This is a genomic window from Blastomonas sp. SL216 (genome assembly GCA_026625625.1).
Taxonomy (GTDB): domain Bacteria; phylum Pseudomonadota; class Alphaproteobacteria; order Sphingomonadales; family Sphingomonadaceae; genus Blastomonas.
Genome location: CP113055.1, coordinates 774,161 through 793,947, shown reverse-complemented (window position 1 = coordinate 793,947; position 19,787 = coordinate 774,161). Strand labels below are relative to the sequence as shown.

General features: G+C 63.3%; 17 protein-coding genes. 2 read left to right on the top strand and 15 right to left on the bottom strand.

Translation table 11 applies throughout. The annotated features are described in order from the left end of the window. Window positions 1-2: 2 nt before the first annotated feature. From OU999_03750 to OU999_03740, 3 genes are all read right to left on the bottom strand, one after another. A complete protein-coding gene (locus OU999_03750; protein ID WAC24317.1) occupies window positions 3-875 on the bottom strand; it encodes an S-methyl-5'-thioadenosine phosphorylase in 873 nt (290 codons plus the stop codon). A 78-nt stretch (window positions 876-953) separates the two neighbouring features. Beyond that, window positions 954-1,979: a hypothetical protein gene (locus OU999_03745; GenBank protein ID WAC24316.1), complete on the bottom strand. Its 1,026-nt coding sequence runs from the start codon at window positions 1,977-1,979 to the stop codon at window positions 954-956. Further along, window positions 1,976-3,181, bottom strand: coding sequence for a right-handed parallel beta-helix repeat-containing protein (locus OU999_03740; GenBank protein WAC24315.1), 1,206 nt, complete (start codon window positions 3,179-3,181; stop codon window positions 1,976-1,978). Before OU999_03740 ends, OU999_03745 begins: the two co-directional genes overlap by 4 nt. An 89-nt stretch (window positions 3,182-3,270) precedes the next feature. On the opposite strand from OU999_03740, the gene OU999_03735 reads away from it, so the two are divergent. After that, window positions 3,271-3,705 carry a DUF2147 domain-containing protein gene (locus tag OU999_03735; GenBank protein ID WAC24314.1) on the top strand — a complete coding sequence of 145 codons (435 nt, stop codon included), beginning with the start codon at window positions 3,271-3,273 and terminating at the stop codon, window positions 3,703-3,705. Window positions 3,706-3,900: 195 nt separating this feature from the next. Here the strand turns inward: OU999_03735 and OU999_03730 are convergent, their stop codons facing one another. The 12 genes from OU999_03730 to OU999_03675 form a co-directional block, all read right to left on the bottom strand. Then, window positions 3,901-4,230 carry a hypothetical protein gene (locus tag OU999_03730; protein WAC24313.1) on the bottom strand — a complete coding sequence of 110 codons (330 nt, stop codon included), beginning with the start codon at window positions 4,228-4,230 and terminating at the stop codon, window positions 3,901-3,903. A gap of 99 nt (window positions 4,231-4,329) precedes the next feature. After that, window positions 4,330-4,965, bottom strand: a complete 636-nt coding sequence (locus tag OU999_03725) for a TetR family transcriptional regulator C-terminal domain-containing protein (protein ID WAC24312.1) — start codon at window positions 4,963-4,965, stop codon at window positions 4,330-4,332. Beyond that, entirely contained in the window at window positions 4,958-5,824 is an 867-nt protein-coding gene (locus OU999_03720) for a crotonase/enoyl-CoA hydratase family protein (protein WAC24311.1), read from the bottom strand. The genes OU999_03725 and OU999_03720 overlap by 8 nt, the downstream gene beginning before the upstream one ends. Window positions 5,825-5,888: 64 nt before the next feature. Next, complete coding sequence (locus OU999_03715) at window positions 5,889-6,671, bottom strand: SDR family NAD(P)-dependent oxidoreductase (protein ID WAC24310.1); 783 nt, start codon at window positions 6,669-6,671, stop codon at window positions 5,889-5,891. A 186-nt stretch (window positions 6,672-6,857) separates the two neighbouring features. Continuing rightward, the gene (locus OU999_03710; GenBank protein WAC24309.1) at window positions 6,858-8,030 is read right to left on the bottom strand and encodes an acetyl-CoA C-acetyltransferase; all 1,173 of its coding nucleotides are present in this window, start codon (window positions 8,028-8,030) and stop codon (window positions 6,858-6,860) included. 256 nt (window positions 8,031-8,286) lie between these two features. Next, window positions 8,287-9,714: an aldehyde dehydrogenase family protein gene (locus OU999_03705; GenBank protein WAC24308.1), complete on the bottom strand. Its 1,428-nt coding sequence runs from the start codon at window positions 9,712-9,714 to the stop codon at window positions 8,287-8,289. Between the two features lie 121 nt (window positions 9,715-9,835). Next, window positions 9,836-11,128 (bottom strand): cytochrome P450, encoded by a 1,293-nt coding sequence (locus OU999_03700; GenBank protein WAC24307.1) that lies wholly within the window; start codon window positions 11,126-11,128, stop codon window positions 9,836-9,838. 3 nt (window positions 11,129-11,131) lie between these two features. Continuing rightward, window positions 11,132-12,670, bottom strand: a complete 1,539-nt coding sequence (locus OU999_03695) for an acyl-CoA synthetase (GenBank protein ID WAC24306.1) — start codon at window positions 12,668-12,670, stop codon at window positions 11,132-11,134. Between the two features lie 196 nt (window positions 12,671-12,866). Continuing rightward, window positions 12,867-13,535 (bottom strand): M23 family metallopeptidase, encoded by a 669-nt coding sequence (locus OU999_03690; GenBank protein ID WAC24305.1) that lies wholly within the window; start codon window positions 13,533-13,535, stop codon window positions 12,867-12,869. 426 nt (window positions 13,536-13,961) lie between these two features. Further along, a complete protein-coding gene (locus tag OU999_03685) occupies window positions 13,962-14,426 on the bottom strand; it encodes a peroxiredoxin (protein ID WAC24304.1) in 465 nt (154 codons plus the stop codon). 16 nt (window positions 14,427-14,442) lie between these two features. After that, window positions 14,443-17,163 carry a bifunctional [glutamine synthetase] adenylyltransferase/[glutamine synthetase]-adenylyl-L-tyrosine phosphorylase gene (locus tag OU999_03680; GenBank protein WAC24303.1) on the bottom strand — a complete coding sequence of 907 codons (2,721 nt, stop codon included), beginning with the start codon at window positions 17,161-17,163 and terminating at the stop codon, window positions 14,443-14,445. 56 nt (window positions 17,164-17,219) lie between these two features. Continuing rightward, window positions 17,220-17,861: a sigma-70 family RNA polymerase sigma factor gene (locus OU999_03675; GenBank protein WAC24302.1), complete on the bottom strand. Its 642-nt coding sequence runs from the start codon at window positions 17,859-17,861 to the stop codon at window positions 17,220-17,222. A gap of 245 nt (window positions 17,862-18,106) precedes the next feature. On the opposite strand from OU999_03675, the gene OU999_03670 reads away from it, so the two are divergent. After that, window positions 18,107-19,786 carry a M28 family metallopeptidase gene (locus tag OU999_03670; GenBank protein ID WAC24301.1) on the top strand — a complete coding sequence of 560 codons (1,680 nt, stop codon included), beginning with the start codon at window positions 18,107-18,109 and terminating at the stop codon, window positions 19,784-19,786. Window position 19,787 lies beyond the last annotated feature (1 nt).

Genomic DNA, 19,787 nt, shown 5'->3' with positions numbered 1-19,787 from the left:
CCTCAGCGCTTTTTCAGCGCGCGTCCTGCGACCGCATCGAGCCTGGCGAGCAGCGCGGGGTCACGCGCTTCGGGCGCCGTGATCAGCGCGAAATCGAGACAGGTATCGATCGCGCTCGGCTCGCGGGTTGCGGGCAGCGTCTTGGCCAGTTCGATCACCATTTCGCGCGCCCTGGCCGAATTGGCGTTCATCTGCGCGATGATCGCGCCGACCTCGACATGGTCCTCGCCCTCGCGCCAACAGTCATAATCGGTGACCATGCCGACCAGCGCATAAGGCAGCTCGGCCTCGCGCGCGAGCTTGGCTTCGGGCATCGCCGTCATGCCGATCACGTCGCAGCCCCAGGAGCGGTACATATGGCTTTCGGCGCGGCTGGAAAATTGCGGCCCCTCCATCGCGAGATAGGTTCCGCCCTCATGCACCTGGGCCCCGGCTGCACGTGCAGCCCCCGCCGCGAGCGTGGCGAGCCTCGGGCAGACCGGATCGGCCATCGAGACATGCGCGACCATGCCGGTGCCGAAAAAGCTGCTGTTGCGGTGCACGGTGCGGTCGATGAACTGGTCCACCAGCACGAAGCTGCCCGGCGCAAGCTCTTCGCGCAGCGATCCGATGGCGGAGATCGCGACGATATCGGTGCAGCCAGCCCGTTTGAGCACATCGATATTCGCGCGCGCATTGACGTCGGTCGGGCTCAGCCGATGGCCCTTGCCATGGCGCGGCAGGAAGACGAATCTGTGGCCGTGCAGCGTGCCGATGACGACATCATCCGATGCCTCGCCAAAGGGGCTGTCGATGCGGATGGATTGCGCGTCCTCCAGCCCGTCAATCGCATACAGGCCCGATCCGCCGATCACGCCAATGGTCCATTCGCTCATGCTGGTCTGCCCCTAGAACGCCGATTTCGCCCCTCTGCTAAACCAGGCGCGGGCAGGCGCAAGCCCCAATCTTGGACGCTAGTCCTGGGGGAGCGAGGAAATCCATTCGCGGATCAGCGCGACCCCCTCTTCATGCACCATCGATCGCCCGACTTCGGGCATGGCCACGCCCGGCTCCGTGGACGCCATGCGGTATATCATGATCGATTGGTCGGGATGTCCCGGCGTGATCGCGAAATCGCGCCCGCCGCTGCCACGGCCCGCTGCCACCGGCCGTTTGTAGATACCCGTCGCAGCACGATCTGACGCAGCGGCATAGGACAGGAACAGGCCCGAATTGCTCGCCGATCCCTGCGGATTATGACAATGCGCGCAATTGACCATCAGATAGGCTCGCGCCCGCGCATCGAGCGATCCGGTAGCGGGGTCGTTCCACACCGGTCCGTCGCCCAGGTTCGGCTTGCCCGCCCAGTCGATCCGCGCCCGGAACGGCTTGGCCGATGCTGGCGCGATATTCAGATTGGCAGCCACTGGGCCGATCGGCACCACTTCGCCCGCGGCTGAATGGCATTCCTTGCATTGGTTCTTGTTCGGCACGGCATAGCTGATGGCGATGCTCTGGCCATTGGGCCGGGTCACCGTCACTGGCAGGCGCGTGCCCGCAACTTTCAGATCAGCATCGCTGAGATCCGCGTTCCAGACATAGGGCAGCGCTTCCCATCCGCCGGCGCGGCGCAGCAGCACCCGCGTTTCGATGGGACGGAAGGCCGCGCCCATGCCGTATCCGAACGTCTTGATCAGCGCGCTGCCGACCGGAAACGCGAGCCGTCCCGATGAATCCGCACCCACCCGTGCGCCTGCCGGCAGATAGATGAAGCGTTGCTTTTCGGCATAGTCGGAAAATAGCGGAGTGTTCAGGCTGTAGGCGGTCAGCACCGGCGACGGCCGCGCCACGCCTGGTCCGCTGAAAAAGCCGAATTCGGAGAGCTTTTTCGGAAGGCCCGGCGCGGTGATCACCGTGTCGTTGACCGACAATGGCGCAGGCGCAGCGCTTGTCAGCAGCGCGGCGGCCGCCAGCGCGGCCGGGACGCCCCAGGTTCTCACCGGATGGCCGCTTCCATCGCTTCGGGCATCACGATTTTGGGCAGCCTGGGCGCGGCATCGCCCGTCAGCTTGGCGAGCGCCGGCTGCGCCGTCTCGATCGGCTGATCGGACTTGGTCATGCCCAGGTTGAGCACCGGCACTTCGTCGCTGGAGAAGACCTGCGCCTCTGCGCCGCCGACACCATCCCAGATGATCGGCGGAACGCTGCCGCCAAAGGCTGCGGCCAGCATGTCGCCACCGGCAAATTTCGGTGCAAAGCCGGTCTTGCCATGCGCATTGTCGCTGATGCGGACATTGCGCACCATCGGCTGGTATTTCGCGTCCTCGAACTTCTGACGATAGCCGATGATCATGATGTTCGAAGACCCGTTGCCCTCGAACACATTGTCGAAAATCTCGATGTCGCGATTGGCCATCACCATCACGCCCGTACCTGTCGGCACGCTGGCGACAATATTGCCCTTGGGCGCAAAATTGGGCGTGTCGTTCTCGACCACGACATTGTCGAACACGCGCACATTGTGCCCGCCCTGTTGCGGCAGGTTGGGCAGGTCGAAGACCAAAATGCCGCCGGTGTTCTTGGTCGCGACATTGTCGTGCACATCGGCGTTGAAGCTGTTCTCGATCTCGATTCCGGCAACGTTGAAGCGGGCTACGGAATCGCGCACAACGATGTTCCGCGACTGTCCGACATAAATCCCGGCATCCGACGCGCCGATGACCAGCACCGAATCGATCAGCACATTTTCGGACTCGACCGGATAGATGCCATAGGCACCATTGGTCTCCTTGGGCCCGCCGGTCCATTCGACGCGGATGTTGTGATAGACGATATTGTCGGCGCCCTTGGACTTGATCGCATCGCCCTTGCTGTCCTCGACCGCGAAATCGCGCAGCACTACATTGTCGGACGTGACCAGCAGCCCCTCGCCTGCCGCCATCTGCTTCGCGAAGCTGAGCACGGACTTGTCGGGCCCAGCACCCTTGACCGTGACACCCGCGACGTCGAGCGACAGACCGTCGGTCAGATCGAACCGGCCTTCGCCCAGCACCACCACATCGCCGGGCTGGGCGAGGATCAGGGCTTCCTGCAACCGCTCCTGCGCACCGTCACCGGGGGCGACGGCAATATCCTTCGCCGCCAAAGGCGCTGCCATGGCGATTGCGACCAGTGATGCCAGACCTGAAAGTTTCCGCTTCATGCTCGTCCCTCCCCGCGTTATCAACAGCGCGAACCGCCGCTTCACCCCCGTCTAGAGCGGGGCTGGCAGACAGGCTAATCGCAAGCTGAATGGAGAACAATATGCGCGTGTCGGCTTTCGCCGCAATTTTGGGGGCAAGCCTGCTGGCGACCGCCATGCCTGCCCATGCATCCGAGTCCATTCAGGGCCAATGGTACACCAAGGGCAAGCGCGCCGTCGTCACGATCGCCCCGTGTGGCAAGACCATGTGCGGACGACTGACCCGGTTTATCGAGCAGCCGAAGAACGGCGTCACGACCGACGTCAACAACCCCGACGCCAATCTGCGCAAGCGCAAGCTGGTCGGTCTGCCGATCCTCACCGGCTTTGTTGCCGATGGCAAGAAATGGCGCGGCAAGATTTATGACCCGGAAAGTGGCAAGACCTATCGGTCCATCGTAACTGCGGGCAAGAATGGCACATTGAGCGTCGAAGGCTGTATCGCCATGTTCTGCCAGGCGCAGACTTGGACGGTCGCGAAGTAAAGCGTCACGGTTTATTGAAGCGTTACATTTTGGCACAGTATCTGCCATAAAACTGTAACATTGCGCATTGTAGCGCGATGGTGGGCCGGCGCAGGACTTGCCTCAAAGCCGCAGCCGGCCCACCGCTTCATACCTGCATCCGTTGCGACCCGGCAGGTGTGAAGAATAGAATTTTCGTCGATCAGACCGCGAGCGTCATTCGCCCTTCGCCCTGTTCAGGGCCATTTCACTGACATAGCGGTCAGCTTGCCACAGCAGCGAAACGGTCGCCCGCAGACCATGCTTGTCATTGCGCCAATAGCCTGCGTCACGCAGCCTTACCGCGAGTTCGCGCAGCCGCTGCCGCGCCACCGCGATATCATCATGCGTACGCCCCGATGCAGCCTGATCAAGCGCAAGCGACAACCGCTCGCTAGCCTCGATAAAGGCTTGCTCATCGATTGCAGAAATGGTCCGAGCAGAACCATCTTGCGCATTGGTATGACCTGATGCGTCAGCGGGGAATCGGGCGGCAGATTTCGTCATCAGCCCCGTTTATGGAAAATTACCCAAACGAGCAAGTTTATTACCGTGATCCGAACGTATGTAACCTTTGGCTGGTCAGAACGTCACGGTTAACCGGTGTCAGATTCCCGATTTTGCCACAAGTAGCCCCGGCATGATGATGTCAAGCGTGTGATCGGCATAATCGTCGCGCATCTGCTCGGTCAATTCGCTGAGACCGAAGCAATGATGCAATACCAATCGGGCGGAGAAGAACCGATCGGCCGCTCCGGTGACGGTGAAATAGAAAAGCTGCGGATCGATCGGGCGGAAGAGGCCCTTCTGGACACCCTCGTCAATCAACCGGCTATAGGCTTTTGATATCGGCACCAGATAATCATCGGCGATCTTGCGCGATACCTCTGGCGCCGCATCGCGCACCATGCGCATCAACAGCCGGTTGAGATAGGGGAAGCGGAAATAGGTGCCGATCACCGCGCGGATATGCACCCGCAGCTTCTCGTCCGGCGCAAAATCCTTGGCCAGCAACGCGTCAAGGCTGTTGACGATGTTGCGCATGTCGCGCTCGAGCAGCGCGAGCATCAGCCCCTGCTTGTTGCCGAAATAATATTTGACCAGCGCGCTGTTCAACCCCGATCGCAGCGACAGCTCGCTCAGCGACAGGTCGACCTGATCGCCATCGCGCATGATCTGGCTGGCCGCTTCGATCAACTGGTCCCGCGCATTGAGTTCACCGTCGGCGGTGATGTCATTCATATCCTGGTTCATCCCACCATGGATAGAAAACCGGCATGTCCGATGCAACCCGATCGGGATAGTTCGCCGCACGCTTCTCGAGGAAGCTGGAAATGCCCTCTGCGGCGTCGCCCGAGCGCGAACGCGTATAGATGGCGCGGCTGTCGACCCGGTGCGCGTGCATCGGGTGCGGTGCGGAAGGCAGACGCCAGAGCATCGCGCGAGTGAGCGCGACCGAGACAGGGGCGGTATTGTCGATGATCTCGCGCGCCAATGCAGTCGCAGCGGGGATCAGGTCCTCGGGTTCGTGAACCGATCGTACCAGCCCGCCTGCCAGGGCTTCATCCGCCCCGAACACGCGTCCGGTCATGCACCATTCGAGCGCGCGCTGCTGGCCGACCAGGCGCGGCAGGAACCAGGACGACGCTGCCTCAGGCACGATCCCGCGCCGGGCGAAAACGAACCCAAACCGGGCATTGGTCGATGCCAGCCGCATGTCCATCGGCAATTGCATGGTGACGCCGATGCCCACGGCAGCGCCGTTGATCGCGCCGATCACCGGCTTCTTGCACTGGAAGATCCGCAGCGTCAGCAGACCGCCACCGTCGCGCACCCGCGCGTCGGAAAAGTCGGTGACCGGATCGTCGCTGGAAAAAGGCCCGCCGCCGCCATCGGGCGTAAGGTCCGCTCCGGCGCAAAAGGCCCTGCCCTCCCCCGTCATGATGACTGCACGGACCGCATCATCGGCATCCACCGCGTCAAATGCGTGGATCAGCTCGGCCATCATCGTGTTGGTGAAGGCGTTCATCTTTTCCGGGCGGCTCAGCGTGATGGTCGCAATGCCATCGGCCACGGCGTAGCGGATTGCGGTATAGTCCATGCGGTCGCCTCCAGGAAAAGCCGTGGCCCCGCCAGGCATTGCGCCTGGCAGGGCCCGATCGCGATCAGCGCGGTGCCATGCGGATGCCGCCGTCGAGACGGACATCTTCACCGTTGAAATAGCCGCACTCGATCATGGTCATGGCGAGCTGGGCATATTCCTCGGGATTGCCGAGGCGCTTGGGGAACGGCACCGATGCACCCAGCGCATCCTTGACCGGCTGCGGCGCGGCGGCCAGCAGCGGGGTGTTGAAGATGCCGGGCAGGATAGTGTTGACGCGGATCGCCTCGCTGGAGAGGTCACGCGCGATCGGGAGCGTCATGCCGACAACACCGCCCTTCGATGCCGAATAGGCTGCCTGGCCGATCTGACCGTCTTCTGCCGCCACCGATGCGGTGTTGACGATCGCGCCGCGGTCGCCATCGGGAAGCGGATCGAGCGTCATCATGCCGGCGGCCGACTTGGCGATGCAGCGGAAGGTGCCGACCAGGTTGATCTGGACGATCCAGTTGAAGGCATCGAGCGGGAAGTGCTTGATGCTGCCGTCTTCCTTCGAGCGGCTGGCGGTCTTGATCGCATTGCCGGTTCCGGCGCAGTTCACCAGGATACGCTCCTGGCCGATGGCGGCGCGGGCCTTTGCAAAGCCGGCATCGACGCTGGCATCGTCGGTCACGTTCACTTCGCAGAACACGCCGCCGATTTCATTGGCGAGCGCGGTGCCCTTTTCTTCCTGCAGGTCGAAAATGGCGACCTTGACGCCCTTGGCGGCAAGCGCGCGGGCGGTCGCGGCACCCAGGCCGGAAGCGCCACCGGTGACGACGGCAGAGATGGAGGAATCGAGTTTCATGATTAAGCCCCGTTTGAATGGTGGTGATTGAGGTATCTGGCCCTCCCTGCGGGGGGAGGCTTCAGCCCAGAGAACGGATGAAGGGAGAGCGAACCCGGCGCCATAAGATCATCGCCGCACGGGCTCATTGCCCCTCCACCGCTTTGCGGTTCCCCCCCCCGTTCAGGAGAGGGGGTAAATTGCCGGTCAGCCCAGGCGTTCGATGATCGTGACGTTGGCCTGGCCGCCGCCTTCGCACATCGTCTGCAGGCCGTATTTGCCGCCGCGCTTTTCGAGCGCATTGAGCAGGGTGGACATCAGCTTGGTGCCCGAAGCGCCGAGCGGATGGCCCAGCGCGATCGCGCCGCCATTGACGTTCAGCCGGTCATGGTGCGCACCGAGATACGACAGCCAGGCCAGCGGCACCGGCGCAAACGCCTCATTCACTTCATACAGATCGATGTCGTCGATCTTCATGCCTGCCCGCTTGAGCGCGCGCTCGGTGGCGAACAGCGGTTCTTCGAGCATGATCACCGGATCGCCGGCGGTCACCGACACATGATGGATGCGCGCGCGCGGGGTCAGGCCATGATCCTTGAGCGCCTGTTCCGAGACGATCAGCACTGCCGAGGCACCGTCGCAGATCTGGCTGGCATTGGCAGCCGACAGCACGCCCGCATCGGAAATCGGCTTGACGCCGGCAATGCCTTCGAGCGTGGCATCGAAGCGGATGCCCTCATCGATCTTGTGCCATTCCTTGCCTTCGGGCGTCTCGATCTCGACCGGCACGATCTCGTTGTCGAATGCACCTGCCTGGGTGGCAGCAGCTGCACGGCGATGGCTCTCGAGCGAATAGGCGTCGAGCTGCTCCTTGGTCTGGCCATGCTTCTTGACGATCATTTCCGCGCCATCGAACTGGCTGAACATCACGCCCGGAAAGGCTTCTTCAAGCCGCGCCGACTTGTAGTTGCCCATGCCGGCCTTCATGTACAGAACGGCGGTCGAACCCATCGGTACGCGGGTCATGCTTTCGATGCCGCTGGCCAGCACGATGTCCTGCGTGCCGCTCATCACCGCCTGCGCTGCAAACTGCATCGACTGCTGCGACGATCCGCACTGACGGTCGATGGTGACGGCAGGGATGCTGTCGGGCAGCTTGGACGCCAGGATCGCATTGCGACCCAGGTCCATGGTCTGCTCGCCGCCCTGCATCACGCAGCCGGTGATGACGTCGTCAATTGCCTTGGGATCGAAATCATTGCGCGCGGCAATGGCGTCGAACACGGCCGCGCCGAGATCAACCGGGTGAACACCGGCAAGACGGCCGCCACGACGGCCACCAGCAGTGCGGACTGCGTCTACGATATAAGCATGAGCCATCAGGCCTCTCCTTGCAGATGACGCGGGGCGGCACTGATCCTGGCCGACTCCGCGATGGATTTAATCGCACGGTTAAACCGCGTCGAGACTTACGTCAACGGAAAGAAAAATCCTCCTGCAGCTTACCAGGAGAGGGGTGCCGCGACGCGAAGCGTGGGGTGGAGGGGGAGAAGGCAAAATCAGGCATGATCTTGCTTCCCCGCCACTACCCTTCGGATGGTCCCCCTCCCCGAGACAGGCTCGAGGAGGATCTTGTTCAGGCCAGCGCCTTTTCGCGCTTCACCGTGATGACCTGCGGATAGGTGAACTCGAGCAGGCCTTCCTTGCCATATTCGGCACCGAAGCCCGACTGCTTGTGGCCGGCAAACGGCGCGAACGGCGACAGGTGGAGATATTCGTTGACCCACACCGTGCCTGTTTCCAGCTGCTCGGCAACCTTGACGCCCTCTTCCGGGTTACCGGTCCAGACCGCACCGGCCAAGCCGTAATCGGACGCATTGGCGCGCTGGATCGCTTCCTCGACGGTCGCAAACTTCATCAGCGGCATGACCGGACCGAACTGCTCTTCGGCCACGATGCGCGCATCTTCGGGCGGATTGTCGAGGATGGTGATCGGCACATAATAGCCGGGGATCGAGGGATCGTGATCGCCGCCCACCAGGAACTTGTAGCCATTGTCCTTGGCATCCTGGATCAGATCGAGCACGCGCTCATACTGCTTCTTGTTCTGGATCGGGCCGACGGCCGTGCCCTGTTCGGCGCCATCGCCCACCTTCACATGACGGGCATATTCGGCGATCGCGGCGGACAGCTCGTCATAGATGTCCTCGTGGATATAGATGCGCTTGGCCGCGACGCAGATCTGCCCGGCATTCGTGAAGCTCGACCAGAACAGCTGCTCGGCCACCTTCTTGACGTCGGCATCGGGCAGCACGATCGAGGCATCGTTGCCGCCAAGTTCCAGCGTAATGCGCTTGAGGTCCTTCGAAGCCGATTCCATCACGCGCTTGCCGGTCGCGGTCGATCCGGTGAAGGTGATCTTGTCGATATCGGGGTGCGAAGTGATCAGCGGCCCCAGGTCATCGCCGCCGGTGATGACATTGAGCACGCCTGCGGGCACTTCGTCCGCGATCAGCTCGATGATCCGTAGCGTGGCGAGCGGGGTGAAGGGCGAGGGCTTGAGCACCATCGTGCAGCCGGAAAGCAGCGCGGGGACGATCTTCTGCACCGCCATCATCACCGGGAAGTTCCACGGCACAATACCGCCGACCACGCCCACGGGAACGCGGCGGGTGCGCGACAGCCGGGTGTCGCTATCCTCGTTGATCTCGTCTTCCAGCGTCAGGGTGGACTGGGCTGCGGCCATGGCAGCGGCACCATGGATTTCGCCTGCTGCCTGGGCATGGGGCTTGCCCTGCTCGCTGGTCAGCAGCCGCATCAGTTCATCTGCATTGGCCTTGATCGCGGCGGAAATCTTCTGGATGACCGCGCGGCGTTCCTCGATGGGCACATGCTTCCAGGTCTTGAACGCAGCGCGCGCTGCCGCGACGGCGCGGTCCAGCTCTTCCTGCCCGCAATCGGGAACCTGGCCGATCACCTGCTCGTTGGCGGGGTTGACGACATCGATCCATTTGCCGGGCTTTTCCAGCTTGCCGTTGATGAGGACGCTGTACTGCTGAACCATCGCAACATTCCTTTCCTGTGAAGCGTACCCGGTGCCAGCGGCCCGGGCTGTTATCATATAAGGTCGTGCGACAGGCTATACCGAGCGCCTGCCGCAAACCACTATCATTTCATCCTGCACCTCATGCCGCGACAAACCGGATCGGCAGGGTCTTGGGCCCGCCGACAAAGGTGCTGCTGGCGCGCTGCGGTGTTCCGGCCAGCTCGACGCTGTCGATCCGGTCGAGCAGCTCGTCGAACAGGATGCGCATTTCCAGCCGCGCCAGATGCAGGCCCAGGCACTGGTGGACGCCCGCCCCGAAAGCGACATGCCGATTGGGGCTGCGCGAGGCATCGAACCGGTCGGGATCGGGGAATACCCGCTCGTCATGATTGCCCGAGACATAACACAGCATCAGCCAGTCGTCCTTGGCGATGCGCTGTCCGCCGATCTCGCAATCCTCTGCCGCGGTGCGCATGAAGTGCTGCACCGGCGTGGTCCAGCGGATCGCCTCTTCGATCAGGCCGGGCAGCAGGCTGCGATCGGCCTTGATCCGGGCGAACTGTTCCGGGTCCTTGGCCAGCGCCCACATTGCCCCTGCGGTCGAGGCCGACGTGGTATCATGGCCGGCAGCTGCAACGATGATATAATAGCCGGCAGCATTGCGATCGCTGATCGGTTCGCCATCGACCACCGCATTGGCGATGACGGTGGCGACATCGTCCTGCGGGTTGGCGCGGCGATCGGCCGCCAGCTTCATGAAATATCCCTCGAAGTCACGCACCGCTTCGATGACGAACTGGGTGACCTGTTCGGGCGTCAGCTCGACCGACCGGGCGCGGTTGAGATCAGGGTCCTCGCCGCCGAACATCTCTTGCGTCAGCTTGAGCATCAGCGGCTCGTCCTCGTGCGGGACGCCGAGAATCTGCATCACGACGTGCAGCGGGTAGAGCGCCGACACCTGATGGACGAAATCGCACGACCCGCCGGTGGCCAGCATCGCATCGACCGAGGCCCGCGCGATGCCGCGGATTTTCTCTTCGATGCTGCCCAGGTTCTTGGGCATGAACCAGCTCTGCGTCAGCTTGCGGTAATCCATGTGCTCGGGCGCATCCATGGTCACCAGCGAGCGCACCAGATGCGGGCTGCCGCCGGTGATCATATGGGTCAGCATCTGCACCGCGACCGGGCCGAGCACCACCGATTTGGGCGCGTTGAGGAACCGGGCGTTGTCCTTGCTCACCGTCATGATGTCGTCATGCCGGGTGATCGCCCAGAAGGGCATGAAGCCCTCCGCCTGGACAAGACCGACGGGCATGTTGTCGCGCGCCCAGCGGAATTTTTCCTTGATGCCATTCCACTCGCCATAAGCGACTGGGTTGACGATGGCCGAGGAAATCTCCGGCGGCAGCACGGAGGGTGCAATGGTCGCCATGGTTCAGGCTCCTGCCCCGGCTTCGGCCGCCTTGGCCTGAGCCCAATATTCGTCGCGCAGCAGCCGCTTGTAGAGCTTGCCCGTGGCGTGCCGGGGCAGCTCGTCGCGGAAATCGATCTGGCGCGGCATCTTCACGCCGGAGAGCGACCCGCGCAGATAGGTGGACAGCTCTGCGGCCAGATCGTCACCGGCATCGGCCAGATCGAGCGGCTGGACGATCGCCACCACACGCTCGCCCATGTCCGGGCATGGCGCCCCGATGACGGCGGCATCGGCGACCTTCGGGTGGCTGACGAGCAGGTTCTCGATCTCCTGCGGGTAGATGTTCACTCCGCCCGAGATGATCATGAAGCTCTTGCGATCGGTGAGGTAGAGAAAGCCCCCCTCGTCCACCCAGCCCACATCGCCCAGGGTCGTCCAGCCTTGCGGATGCGTTGCTTCCTTGGTCTTGCTGGCATCATTGTGATATTCGAACTTCCCGCCGCCCTCGAAAAACACGGTGCCCTCGGTGCGCGCGGGCACTTCCCTTCCCTCTTCGTCGCAGATGCGGATCGTGCCGAGCAGCGCGCGACCGACCGAACCCTGGTGCGTCAGCCAGTCCTCGCTCGAGACAAAGGTGAAGCCGTTGCCTTCGGTGCCGGCATAATATTCCTTCAGCACCGGGCCCCACCAGTCGATCATCGCCTGCTTGACCGGAACCGGACAGGGCGCAGCGGCATGGACGGCAGACCTGAGGCTCGACACATCATATCGGCTCCGCACCGCTTCGGGCAGCTTGAGCATCCGGGTGAAATGCGTCGGCACCCACTGGCTGACATTCACCTTGTATTTCTCGATCAGCGCCAGGGCATTTTCGGGGTCGAACTTCTCCATCACGATCACGGTGCCGCCCAGCTTGTGCACCGTCATGCACCAGCGCAGCGGCGCGGCGTGATAGAGCGGCGCAGGCGACAGATAGATACTGTCGGGGCCAAAGCCGAACGCACCCTGGGCCAGCATGACCAGCGTGTTGCTGGCGGCAATGTCGCCATCTTCGGGAAGCGGCAGCCGCACGCCCTTGGGGCGGCCCGTCGTGCCGGACGAATAGAGCATGTCCGATCCTGCGCGCTGATCGGCTATGGGTGTGGCGGGCATCGCGCTGATCGCGGCGACCGCATCGGCATCGTCCAGATTGGCGACCGGAACATCGGGACAGGCAGCGGCGATCGCACCGAGCTGCGCACCAAGATAGTTGGACGTGAACAGCAGCTTCGCGCCGCTATCCTGGAGGATATAGCTGATCTCGTCCGCCGTCAGCCGGTTGGAAATCGCCACGAAGATCAGGCCCGCCCGCTGCGCGCCCCAGACGATATCGAAATATTCGGCGCGATTTTCGAGGCATAGCGCCACGGTATCCCCGATGCCGATGCCCTGCTGGCGCAGATAGTGCGCGACCTGGTTCGAGCGGCGGTCGAGCTGAGCATAGCTGACCTGCTGCCCCGAGCCCGCCATGATTACCGCAGGTTTTTCACCCTGGCTCTGGGCATGGACCGATGGATGCATTGCGACATTCCCTCCTGATCAACGGAATGGTCTGGCCCGCCATTCGGCGCGTTCCGTAACGATTCCCGATAATGGAGAGCATCATTGTTTAATCGCGCGATTAAAGCAATGGGAAAGCGGCGCGCGCAGAGCGCAGAAACAAAAAGCGCCGGACAATCCGGCGCTTGATGTCAGGAAATGTGAAAAACCGGAGCGATTATTCGGCAGGGCCGCCCTGGGCAACCTTGCCGCCATCCTGCATCGCCAGCAGGTAATCGCGCGAGGAGATGAAGGGCATCGGGTTCACCGAGTTTCCGGCGATGCGCACTTCATAGTGCAGGTGGCTGCCGGTGGAGCGGCCAGTCGATCCCATCAGACCGATGACCTGGCCCTTGGTGACGCGCTGGTTGGGCTGCACCAGGATCTGCGAGAGGTGGCCGTAACGCGTCTGGATTTCGCCGCCGTGGTTCAGTTCGACATACTGGCCGTAGCCACCGACCCATTGTGCGCGACCGACAACGCCATCGGCGGTGGCGTAGATCGGCGTACCGATCGGGCCTGCCATGTCCAGGCCCTTGTGGCGGGCGCGGCGTCCGGCGAACGGATCGGCGCGGAAGCCGTACTGGCTGGTCAACTTGAAGGTATCAACCGGCTTGCGCGAAGGGATGGAGACCCGTCCGGTTTCGCGATTTTCGAGGGATTTCCAGTCAGCGAAGAGAGCGCGAAATTCTGTGTCCTGGGCGCCGAGTGCGTTTTCGGTCGAAACCTGCGGTACGGCAGCGGCGACATCGGTGGAATTGCCTTCAGCAAAGGCGGGTGATGCAGCGCACAGCAGACCGGCTGTGGTGGTGGTAAGGACCGTTGCGACAATTCTGGTTGCGACCATGAATATTCAGCACCTTGTTATCGGGCAACCGCCTGACCATGAGGCCCTTGCAGCTGTCCTTCTTGTCCCCAGCCTCAGGTGAGGCGGGGCAGAAAAACACAAAAATCGTTGGAACCCCTTCCCTCCGATTTCGTAGGATCATGGGTAGAGGGAAAGGTTTGTGCACTGCAACCCGCAACCGCTGACCGCGCGTTAAACCGGCTGGCTGGCACGTTGAGTCGTTTAATCGCGCAAAAATATGCCGATTTTGGGACCGATTCCGGGGTGCTGGAGCGCAAGAATCATCGCCTGAAGGCGTGTTCTGCGCGCTCTCGTTAACCTTTTGCCCCGCCCGATGATTGGAAATTTCGGCCATTGCAGCAAAAAGGGCCCGCCAACAGCCTTGGCGGACCCTGTGCATATTAACGATGATTCGGCGCAGAAATGTCAGAGCGAACGGGCTGCTGCGAGCACCTCTGCGACATGGCCGGCAACCTTGACCTTGCGCCAGACGCGGACGACCTTGCCATCCTTGCCGACCAGGAACGTCGACCGGTCCATCCCCATATATTTCTTGCCGTACATCGATTTTTCGATCCACACGCCCATCGCCTCGGCCAGTCCGTCGGTCTCGGCATCGCTCGCCAGCGGCACGGTCAGGTCGTATTTCTCGATGAACTTCTGGTGCTTCTTCGGCGGGTCCTTGGATACGCCCAGAACCGAAACGCCGGCAGCCTCGAACGCCGCCATCTCGGCGCTGAACTCCTGCGCCTCCTTGGTGCATCCGCTGGTATCGTCCTTGGGGTAGAAATACAGCACCCAGGCCTTGCCCGCATAATCTGCAGCGGAGATGCTGCTGCCATCAGGCAGGGTCAGCGGAACCGGGGGAATGCTGTCACCGATGTCGGTCATGGTCTGTCCTCTTCTCTCAAGCGCTGCTTGCTGGCGCGCTCGCCCCAAATAGGCGCTGCCATTCGGTTTGAACACCGGCCCGCGCCGATTCCACCGACGCCAGCAGCATCGCCCAGTTTTCGCACCCGCAGGCCCGCGCAACGAGCACCTGGCTCGCAACCGGCGGCGTGCTGCAATCGGGCGCGACAAGCCGCAAGGTGACCAGCAGCCGCGTCATCAGGTCATGCGCCGAAGCAAGCGAGGGATCGACAAGCCCCTGCTGCACCAGTGCATCGATCGCCAGGCGCAGATCGGGGTGAAAACCCTTATGGTGCACCAGCTGCAGCGTGTGGACGATGAATTCCAGATCGACCAGCCCGCCGGGGAGCAGCTTCACATCCAGCGGCCCCAGCGGCTTTTTATGCGCGGCGATATCGGTCCGCATCTTCAGCGCGGCGGCCATGACCGCCTCTGCAGATCGCTCGGCGTTCAGCACATCGCCGATGATCGCCTCAAGCCGGGCCCGGCTTTCGTCCGATCCATAAACCACGCGCGCACGGCACAGCGCCATATGTTCCCAGGTCCAAGCCTGTTCGCGCTGATATTCGGCAAAGCTGGCAAAGGACACCGCCAGCAGCCCCTGCGCACCATTGGGCCTTAGGCGGGTATCCACCTCGTACAACGCGCCTGCCGCTGTCGGTACGGAGAGCGCCGCGATGATCCGCTGCGCAAGGCGGTTGTAATATTGCGTGCTGCCCAGCGGACGCTTGCCATCCGATTCCTCTCCGATCTCGCCGCTGAACAGGAAGATGAGGTCGAGATCCGACGCATGGGTGAGTGCTCCGCCGCCGAGCCGGCCCAGCGCCAGGATCACCGGTTCGCTGCCCGGCATCTCGCCATGCACCGCAGTGAACTCCCGCACCGCGCAATCGGCGAGGCGGCAGATCGCGGCTTCGGCAACCCGGGCATAGCCGCCAGCAATGTCGACCGGATCGTGCTTGCCCTCGATCAGCTGCACCCCCAGCGCAAAGCGCATCTCGCCAACACGGACCCGCACCGCGTCCAGTCGCTGCTGATAATCGTCGCCCGGCTCCTCGCGCGACAGGCGCTGGACGATCTGCTCGACGCTGCCGACAAGATCGAACGCGCTCGCATCGATCAGTCCGTCGAGCAGATCGCCCCGCCGCGCCAGCGATTCCGCCAGCGGCGGCGCATGGCTCAATATGTCGATCAGCGTCTGCATCAGCGCAGGCCGCGCCTGCAGCAGCCGGAACACGTTCACCGTGCTGGGCAGATGCCGCAGCAGATCATCGAAACGGTTGATCGCCGCCGCCTGATCGGGCGCTTCGGCAAAGGCGGCGAGCAGCGCCGGAAGCACCTCTTCGAACGCCTTGCGCCCCGCCCCCGTGCGCAGCGCCCGCACGGCGCCGCCGCGCCAGGCCTGCACCCTTTCGGCCAGCGCCTCGGCCTGGTCCAGCCCGGCATGGGCCAGGGCTTCGGCCAGCAATTCGGGATCGTTGCTGAGCTGCACGCCATGATCGTCGCCCTGCCCGCGCTGCGAAGCTATCAGGCCATCATAGATTTTCGCGACATCATCGGTGACCGGCTCCAGCGCGGCCACCAGCGCGGGGCCATCGCTGAGGCCATGCAGCCGCGCCACATTGTCGAGCGCCGCCGGATCGTGCGGAAGACTGTGCGTCTGCTGATCGTCGACCATCTGCAACCGGTGCTCGAACGTGCGCAAGGTGCGATAATGGCCTGCCAGCAGGTCGGCCTCCTGCGCAGGGATGATCCCCTCCGCCGCGAGTGCCTGAAGCGCGTCAAATGTGGAGCGCACGCGGAGCGCCGGATTGCGCCCGCCATGGATCAACTGATGCGCCTGGGTGAAGAATTCGACCTCGCGAATGCCGCCGCGCCCACGCTTCAGGTCAAAGCCCGGACCGAGCAGCTGACCCTTGTTATAGTGATCGCGGATCTGCCGGGTCAGCGCGGCAATCTCGTCGATCGTGCCGAAGTCGAGCGAGCGCCGCCAGATGAAGGGGCGCAGCGAATCCATGAAATACTGGCCCAGCACGCGGTCACCAGCAGCGGCACGCGCGCGGATAAAGGCTGCCTGTTCCCAGGTCAGCGCCTGCGATTCATAGTGCGACAGCGCCGCATCCACCGGTATGGCGAGCGGGGTGACCTCGGCTGCGGGACGAAGCCGCAAATCCATCCGGAAGACATAGCCATCGCCGTCCCTTGCGCTCATCATATCAATGAGTTGCCGCGCAATACGCTGCGCAGCATCGGCAGGCTCTTCGCGCCCGCGACAGGGCAGAGTGGCCGGATCATAGATGAAGATCGGGTCGATATCCGACGAGTAGTTGAGCTCTTGCCCGCCATGCTTGCCGAGCGCGATCACGGCAAAGCCCTGCACCCCGGCATCGGGGGTGCGGCGCGCGATGACATCGGCCAGAGCCGCATCGAGCGCCTGATCGGCAAAATCGGACAGCACACGGGTCACCTGGTCGACCGTAACCATTCCCGCAAGATCGGCGATCGCCAGTACTAGCGCGAGCGCGTTCTTGCGCCGCCGCAACGCCTGGCTCACCGGCAACGCGGCATCCTGCTCGCCGAGCCAGGCAAGGCACGCATCCAGCCCAGTCTCGCCAAGGCGCGCGAGAAGGTCGGGGTTCCGCTCCATCGCTGTCGCCAGAAAGGGGGCGTGGAGCGCAGCGCGCTGCTGCGCATCGGCAAGGCTGGTGTGGCTCGACATGCGCGCGTTGCTAGCCGTCGTCGTGACGCCGGGCAATCACCAGATGGCGCGACGGCTTATTCGTCGTCGTCCGTGCGGCCGACGAGCCCGCCGCTGACCCGGTCGACATCGGCCATGATCGCCGCCATCGGATCGGCGGTGCGCTGGCCCCTGCTGTCGCTGGCGACCGTCTCCTCGATCAGCGCCGCGAGCGCAGACCGCCCGCGCGCGACACGGCTCTTGATCGTGCCCAGGGCAACGCCGCAGATATCGGCGGCCTCCTCATAGGAAAAGCCACCCGCCCCCACCAGGATGAGGGCCTCGCGCTGGCTTTCGGGCAGCTGCATCAACGCGCGCTGGACATCGGCCAGGTGAAGCTGATCGCCCTGCCCCGCCGGCATCGACAGGATGCGGTCGGCCACGACATCGTCCCATTCGGTGGTGAACCGCGCGCGCCGACGCTGCGACAGGAAGGAATTGCGCAGGATGATGAAGGTCCACGCGCGCATGTTGGTGCCTGCGGAAAACCGACCGCGCGCTGCCCAGGCCTTGAGCATGGTGTCCTGGACGAGATCGTCCGCCACATCGCGATTGCCGCTGAGCGAGCGACCATAAGCGCGCAAGTGCGGGATCAGCGCGGCAAGCTGAGCCTTGAACGCCTCATCATCCAGCGGCGGACCAGCCTCTGGCGCGGCGTCAGCGGTACTGTCAAACGCCATAGCGGAAAGGCCTGACTTTCAACCCTCGGGGAAAAGGCAGGCGGCGATTCGAAGCGGCTGCCGACTGCCCGTCACTTACACATGTCAACTTTCTCGTCGGCGATACGGAAATTCGTTGCAAATCACAAGCATGCGTCGATGGGCGGCGGATCGATCTGCTTGCCTGCCCTGCGCGCGGGTGGCAAACAGCATGGCATGGCGGGCAAGGTGTCCGCGCTTCCAACCTCCCTGCGAAAAGAGCGACCATGTATCTCAAGACCCTGTTCAAACTCGCAAGCGCTCCGCTCGCGCTGCTGGCGGCAACCCCATTGGCGGCCCAGCAGGCGACGTCGATCGACATTCCGGAAACTGCCCCCCAGCCGGTCTCCGAAACTACGATGAAGGACGTCACTCGGATGCTGTCCTCGGACGCATTTGAAGGCCGGGCGCCCGGTAGCGTCGGTGAACAGAAAACCATCGCCCTGATGACCGAACGCTTTGCCCAGGCTGGGCTGAAGCCTGGCAATGGCGACAGCTGGCTCCAGAAGGTGCCGCTGGTCAGCATCGAGGCCGGAAAGATCAGCCCGCTCGCCATCACCGGCGGGGCAGCGCCGCTCAGCTTCGAATATGGCAAGGACATGGTGATCGGCAGCTATCGCGAAGCCCCTGCGATCGACATTGCCGATAGCGAGGTCGTGTTCGTCGGCTATGGCATCAACGCGCCGGAAAAGGGCTGGAACGATTATGCGGGGCTGGATGTGCGCGGCAAGACCGTCGTCATCCTGGTCAACGACCCCGATTATGACAGCCCGGACCTGAACGGCGAATTCGGCGGCAAGGCGATGACCTATTATGGCCGCTGGACCTACAAGTACGAAGAGGCCGCTCGCCAGGGCGCGGCCGCGGCGTTGATCGTCCACGACACCGTGCCCGCCGCCTATGGCTGGGGCGTGGTGGAATCGAGCTGGACCGGCCCGCAATTCTTTGCGCAAAGCGCCGACAAGGGCGCGAGCCAGACCCAGGCCAATGGCTGGATCCAGAAGGAAGCCGCCGAAAAGCTGCTGGCCAGCGCGGGCCAGGATCTGACCGCGCTGAGTGCCGCTGCCAGGCGCAAGGGCTTCAAGCCCGTGCCGCTGGGGGTCAAGGCTTCGGTCTCGTTCGCCAATGCCATCCAGACGATGGAATCGAACAACATCATCGGCATCCTGCCGGGGGCCAAGCGTCCTGACGAATATGTGCTCTACACCGCGCATTGGGACCATCTGGGCCGGTGCAAACCCGCCGATGACGGCGATGACATCTGCAACGGCGCTGTCGACAATGCCACCGGAACCGCCGCACTGGTCGCGCTGGCAGAAGCGTTCACCAAGGCGGGCGCGCCCGATCGCAGCATCGTGTTCCTCGCGGTCACCGGCGAAGAATCGGGTCTGCTCGGATCGGCCTATTACGGCGAGAACCCCGTCTATCCGCTGGCGCAGACCGCGGGCGGCATCAACATGGATGCGTTCCTGATGGCCGGCCCTGCGCGCAACGTCACCGTGGTCGGCAAGGGCAAGTCGCAGCTCGATGATTTCCTCAACGCTGCGCTCAAATCCGTGGACCGCGTGGCTCAGCCCGACGCGATGCCGCAGAACGGCTATTATTACCGGTCGGACCATTTCAGCCTCGCCAAGCAGGGCGTGCCGATGCTGTATATCGATGGCGGCGACGATCTGGTGAACGGCGGCAAGCAAGCCGGCGAGGCGGCGGCCAAGGACTATACCGTCAACCGCTATCATGGCCCCAAGGACGAGTATAACCCCAATTGGGACTGGTCGGGCGTGATCGCCGATCTCTCGCTCTATTACCGCATCGGGCGCAGCCTGGCGATGTCGCAGGCATGGCCCAACTGGGTGGATGGCGACGAATTCCGCGCCATTCGCGACAAGAGCCGGGCAGGAAAGTAAG